Origin of the sequence: Roseomonas sp. TAS13 (genome assembly GCF_001950415.1) — a bacterium.
In the GTDB taxonomy this organism is placed as follows: Bacteria; Pseudomonadota; Alphaproteobacteria; order Acetobacterales; family Acetobacteraceae; genus Roseomonas; species Roseomonas mucosa.
This window is the reverse complement of record NZ_BDLP01000312.1, coordinates 1-5,137: the sequence shown is the minus strand read 5'-3', so window position 1 is coordinate 5,137 and position 5,137 is coordinate 1. Positions and strand designations below refer to the sequence as shown.

The 5,137-nt window shown below is 70.1% G+C and carries 5 protein-coding genes and 1 pseudogene; 5 read left to right on the top strand and 1 reads right to left on the bottom strand.

From position 1 onward, the window contains the following. The 4 genes from asnB to ROTAS13_RS18900 form a co-directional block, all read left to right on the top strand. Nucleotides 1–1,604 (top strand): asparagine synthase (glutamine-hydrolyzing) (asnB, locus tag ROTAS13_RS18910; RefSeq protein ID WP_075823104.1); only part of this gene is annotated, 1,604 nt, incomplete at its 5' end. Nucleotides 1,605–1,608: 4 nt separating this feature from the next. After that, nucleotides 1,609–1,941 (top strand): SMR family transporter, encoded by a 333-nt coding sequence (locus tag ROTAS13_RS18905; protein ID WP_075823103.1) that lies wholly within the window; start codon nt 1,609–1,611, stop codon nt 1,939–1,941. Nucleotides 1,942–1,984: 43 nt separating this feature from the next. Further along, nucleotides 1,985–2,137, top strand: a complete 153-nt coding sequence (locus tag ROTAS13_RS27335; protein WP_171979150.1) for a hypothetical protein — start codon at nt 1,985–1,987, stop codon at nt 2,135–2,137. A 225-nt stretch (nt 2,138–2,362) separates the two neighbouring features. Continuing rightward, entirely contained in the window at nt 2,363–3,484 is a 1,122-nt protein-coding gene (locus ROTAS13_RS18900) for a mechanosensitive ion channel family protein (RefSeq protein WP_019461524.1), read from the top strand. Between the two features lie 42 nt (nt 3,485–3,526). Here the strand turns inward: ROTAS13_RS18900 and ROTAS13_RS18895 are convergent. Further along, nucleotides 3,527–3,661, bottom strand: a pseudogene (locus ROTAS13_RS18895) (hypothetical protein); the annotation flags it as partial. A gap of 131 nt (nt 3,662–3,792) precedes the next feature. Here ROTAS13_RS18895 and ROTAS13_RS18890 point away from each other — a divergent pair. After that, a partial coding sequence (locus ROTAS13_RS18890) for a dihydroorotase (RefSeq protein WP_075823102.1) occupies nt 3,793–5,137 on the top strand: 1,345 nt, incomplete at its 3' end.

Here is a 5,137-nt window from a genome sequence, read left to right as displayed (position 1 = left end):
CGCCTTACGGTGGGGCTGTGCGTAGATGTGATCAAGAGACAGGGCCGGCGGCGCTGGTCGGCAATGGCGAGATCTACAACAACCCGGAGCTGCGGGCCGCCAACGCCTTCTCCTGTGCCACCGGCAGCGACTGCGAGCCGCCGCTGCACCTGTGGCGGCAGGAGGGCATCCGCTTCGCCGACGGGCTGCGCGGCATGTGGGCGCTGGCCATCCATGACCGCGCGGCGCGGCGGGTGGTGCTGTCGCGCGATCCCTTCGGCATCAAGCCGCTCTACATCGCCGAGGTGGCGGGCGGCATCGCCTTCGCCTCCGAGCCGCAGGCCCTGGTCGCGGCCGGGCTGGTGGCGCCGAAGGTCCGGGCCGAGAGCCGGGACGAGCTGATGCAGCTCCAGTTCACCACCGGCCAGGAGACGATCTTCGAGGGCATCCGGCGGGTGCTGCCGGGAGAGACCCTGGCCATCTCCGACGGCGCCGTGGTGGAGCGCCACCGGCAGGCGGCCCTGCCGGAAGGCGGGCCGGAGGAGACCGGCGAGGCCGAGGCGATCACCCGCTTCGGCCGGGCCTTTGCCGAGGCGGTGGAGTTCCACCAGCGCGCCGACGTGCCCTACGGCATGTTCCTGTCCGGCGGCACGGACAGCGCGGCGGTGCTGCACGCCATGTCGCGGCTGAACGAGAGGCCGGTGCTGGCCTTCACCGCCGGCTTCGACACGGGCGACAAGGACGAGCGCGAGCAGGCCGCCGCCGTCGCCAGGGCCGCCGGGGCGCGGCATGTGCGGCTGGAGGTCAGCGAGGTCGAGGTCTGGCGCCACCTGCCCGAGATCGTCGGCGCCATGGACGACCCGGCGGCCGACTATGCCATCGTGCCCACCTGGTTCCTCGCCCGCCGGGCAAGGGAGGAGGTGAAGGTCGTGCTGTCCGGCGAGGGCGGCGACGAGATCCTGGCCGGCTATGGCCGCCACCGCTCCGCCATGCGCCCCTGGTGGCTGGGCGGCAAGGCGATGCGCGCCCATGGCACCTTCGACCGGCTCGACGTGCTGCGCGACCCGCCGCGGCTGTGGCGGGACGGGTTCGAGGCCGCCGAGACCGCCGCCGCGACGCCGGGCCGCACCCGGCTGATGGCCGCCCAGGCGCTGGACATCGCCGACTGGCTGCCCAACGACCTGTTGCTGAAGCTGGACCGCTGCCTGATGGCGCATGGGGTGGAGGGGCGCGTGCCCTTCCTGGACCGCGCTGTGACGGAGGCCTGCTGGCGCCTGCCGGACGGGCTGAAGGTGCGGCGGGAGACCGGCAAGTGGCTGCTGCGGCAATGGCTGGCGCAGAACTTCCCGGCCTCGCAGCCCTTCGCGAAGAAGAAGGGCTTCACCGTTCCGATGGGGGCCTGGATCGCCTCCGCCGCCGACCGCCTGGCACCGCTGGTGGCGGCGCAGCCCGGGGTGGCGGAGATCGCGCGGCCGGAGCGCATCCTGCCGCTGTTCCGCGCGGCGGGCAGCAAGCGCGAGGGCTTCGCCGCCTGGCACCTGCTCTTCTACGCGCTGTGGCACGCGCGGCATGTCGAGCGGCGGGCCATGCAGGGGGATGTCTTCGAAGCGCTGGCGGCCCGCTGACGCCATGCGCCCCTATCTCTTCCTGCTGGTGGCGATCTGCGGCGAGGTCGCTGGCACGCTGTCGCTGAAGGCCTCGGACGGCTTCACCCGCCTCTGGCCCTCGGTCTTCACCATGCTCTGCTATGTCCTGACCTTCTACATGCTCTCGCTGGCCATCCGGACCATTCCGGTGGGCGTGGCCTATGCCATCTGGTCAGGCCTCGGCATCGTCATGATCTCGGTACTGAGCCTCGCCCTGTTCCGCCAGCACCTGGACCTGCCGGCGATCCTCGGCATGGCGCTGATCCTCGCGGGCGTGCTGGTCATCAACCTCCTCTCCCGCTCCGCCGGTCATTGAGGGCCGGGGGCAACCACGCGGAGGCCATGACACGGGCCTTCGGTTGCATTCCTTCGGCGACCTGAACATCCAGCCCGGCAGCGCCATCGGCAACGATCCCGATGACACGGCCAGTTCCATCGTGATCGGGACAAACGGCGTGATCGTGGTGAACGACATGCCGCAGCTGCCAGCGAGCGACTTCCTTTTCGCCTGAGATCCCGTGCCGGTGGCGGAGGGGGCTCCCCTCCGCTTCCCATGGCCGCGCAACCTTCCGCTCACCGCCGTGTTCGCTGCCCAGGGCGTGATGGCCGGCCGGAGCATTTCCACGGGTATTCCCGCCTCAGGCATTCCCGTTTCCGGCCGGCGTGGCGGGGAAGCGCGATCCATCGGCAGCGGCGGCAAGGGGGCCGAAGGCTTGGCGGACAGCCTCAGGAATACATTGGACCGGGTCCGGGGCTTCCTGACCTGGCTTCCAGCGGAAGTCTTTGCCGCGCTGTTGCTGCTTCTGGCGGCGGGTCTCGCGCTGGCGCTCACCCGTTTCTGCCTTCGCCTGCTCTACCGCTTGGCGGGGCGCTACGGGCAAAGCTTCCTGCAGGTGCTGGTGACGCGCAGCCAGGGGCCGCTCTGCACCTTTCTGGTCATCATGGCCGTCGGCACGGTGCTGCCGGCGGCACCCTTCCCTTATGCCACCACGCTGACGCTTGCGCAGGTGCTTCTCTGCGCCTTCATCCTGGCGCTGGGATGGATGCTGGTCACCGCGCTCAACCTGGGGGCCGAGGTCTATCTGCGCCGCTTCCGCCTGGACGTGGAGGACAACCTCCTCGCCCGCAAGCATGTCACGCAGGTCCGCATCCTGCTCCGCACCGGGCAGACGCTGCTGGTGATCGTCACCGTGGCCGCGGCCCTCACCAGCATCCCCGCCGTGCGGCAGTATGGCGTGTCGCTCTTCGCCTCGGCGGGTGCCGCGGGCCTGGTGCTCGGCCTCGCGGCGCGGCCGCTGCTGAGCAACATGTTGGCGGGTATCCAGATCGCCATGACGCAGCCGATCCGCGTCGAGGACGCGGTGGTGCTGGAAGGCGAATGGGGCTGGATCGAGAACATCACCAGCACCTATGTCGTGGTCCGGCTCTGGGACCTGCGGCGGCTGATCGTGCCGCTCTCCTATTTCATCGAGAAGCCGTTCCAGAACTGGACGCATGAGAGTTCCGACCTGATCGGCTCTGTCTTCCTGCGCGTGGACTACACCGTGCCGCTGGACCGGATGCGCGAGAAACTGAAGGAGATCGCTTCCGCCAGCCGCTTCTGGGACCGCAAGACCTGCGTGCTGCAGGTGACGGACACGCCGGGCAACATGGTGGAGGTCCGCATCCTGGTCAGCGCTCGGGGCGGCGGCAACACTTTCGATCTGCGCTGCGAGGTGCGGGAGAAGATGATCGCCTTCCTGCAGGCCGAATACCCGGAGGCCCTGCCGCGCCAGCGCACGGAGATCACCGGCAACAGCCTGGACGGGCTGCTGGAGCAGCGGCGCGGCACGGAGGAGAAGGTGCGCCGCGCCGCCTGAGGGAAAGGGCCGGTAAAGCCCCGGCTTCCGTCACCGTAGAGGGATGGGCAGCTTCACGCAGCGGCTGCCATAGGACTGCACCCAGCCATGCTTCGTGACCGCATGGCCCGACATGTATTCGGCGAAGTGCTCCACCATGTCGTTGCGCTCGAACTCGCCGTGCACGGGCATGTCGATCCTGGCTCCTCGCCGCCGCCCCTCCCGGCCGGCGGCAAGCGGTGCGATAAGGCCAGCCGCATATTCCCCGCGGGTTCCCGTCCGGGCGCCCGTCCCAGCACCGTCCTCCCCCCGTGAAGGAGATCCCCCCGATGGCAGCCTATGACCTGATCCTGCGCGGCGGCACCTGTGTCCTGCCCTGGGGCGAGGAGAAGGCCGATGTCGGCGTGCGCGACGGGCGGATCGCCGCGCTGGGCGACCTGCGGACCGACACGGCGGAGGAGGTGGTGGACTGCGCCGGGCTGCATGTCCTTCCCGGGCTGATCGACCCGCATGTGCATCTGCGCGATCCGGGCCAGGGCGCCGGGCCGGACATGACGGTGGAAAGCATCGAGACCGGCACCCGTGCCGCCATCCTGGGCGGCATCACCGCACTCTTCGACATGCCGAACACGAATCCCGCCATCACGACGCGGGAGGCGCTGGACAACAAGCGCGCCTACCTCGCCGGCCGTGCCTGGTGCGACATGGGCCTCTATGTCGGCGCCACCAGGACCAACATCGCCGGGCTCGCCGAGCTGGAACTCCAGCCCAATGTCTGCGGCATCAAGGTCTTCGCTGGTTCCTCGACGGGCGACCTGATGGTGGAGGACGATGCCAGCCTGGAGGCGGTGATGCGCTCCGGCCGCCGCCGCATCGCCTATCATTCGGAGGACGAGTACCGGCTGCAGGCGCGCAAGCCGCTCTATGCCGCCGGCGGCCCGCATGCCCTGCATGCCGAGTGGCGCGATGTGGAATGCGCCTTCCTCGGCACGCGGCGGCTGATGGCGCTGGCGCACAAGACGCGGCGCCCCGCGCATATCCTGCACGTCTCCACGGCCGAGGAGCTGGACTACCTCAAGGACTACCGCGACGTCGCGACCGCCGAGGTGCTGGTGAACCACCTGACCCAGGTGGCGCCGGAGGCCTATGAGCGGCTGGGCGCCTATGCGGTGATGAACCCGCCGATCCGCGACGCGCGCCACATGGAGGCCGCCTGGGCCGCCGTGCGCGACGGCACGGTGGACTGCATCGGCTCTGACCACGCGCCGCATTCCCGCGCCGCCAAGGAGCGTCCCTGGCCGGCCACCGCCGCCGGGCTGACCGGCGTGCAGACGCTGGTGCCGGTGATGCTGAACCACGTGGCCGAGGGGCGCCTGTCCCTGGCCCGGCTGGTGGACCTGATGAGCGCCGGGCCGGCCCGGGTCTATGGCGTGACCGCCAAGGGACGGCTCGCCGCCGGCTATGACGCCGACTTCACCATCGTGGACCTGAAGCGCCGCCGCAGCATCGAGGAGAGCTGGATCGCCTCGCCCTGCGGCTGGACGCCCTTCGCCGGGATGGAATGCACCGGCTGGCCGGTGATGACCGTGATCCGAGGCGCCCCCGTGATGCGCGAGGACGAGGTGATCGGCTGTCTCTTGATCACATCTACGCACAGCTCCACCGTAAGGCGAA

Bases quoted from the DNA above. Each gene is read 5' to 3' on its own strand.
- ROTAS13_RS18905 (WP_075823103.1), top strand. From the start codon at position 1,609: ATGCGCCCCTATCTCTTCCTGCTGGTGGCGATCTGCGGCGAGGTCGCT.